Source organism: Bradyrhizobium sp. 25ACV (assembly GCF_054863005.1).
Genome location: NZ_JAVAYO010000119.1, coordinates 1 through 266, shown reverse-complemented (window position 1 = coordinate 266; position 266 = coordinate 1). Strand labels below are relative to the sequence as shown.

At 61.3% G+C, this 266-nt stretch carries 1 protein-coding gene; it reads left to right on the top strand.

Annotated features, from left to right (window positions below; translation table 11 throughout):
- Positions 1-16: 16 nt before the first annotated feature.
- Positions 17-266: deoxyribodipyrimidine photo-lyase (locus RAD04_RS38805; protein WP_461627983.1), on the top strand; the 250-nt coding region annotated here is incomplete at its 3' end.

Here is a 266-nt window from a genome sequence, read left to right as displayed (position 1 = left end):
ATGGGGAACGGCTTCATTGGCAAAGGACGCAGCAAAACCTGTCATCCTCTGGTTTCGCAAGGATTTGCTCCTTGATGACAACAAGGCGCTCAACGCCGCCCATTTTTCGGGGCGGCCGATCATTTCTCTCTACATAAGAGAGCCGGAGGCTGCAGGGACCGGTCCTTTGGGGGCGGCGCAGTCCTGGTGGCTGCACCATTCGCTGGAAGCGCTGGACGGCTCGCTGCGCAAGCGGCGCGGAGGGCTCTTGCTTGCCAGCGGCGAAG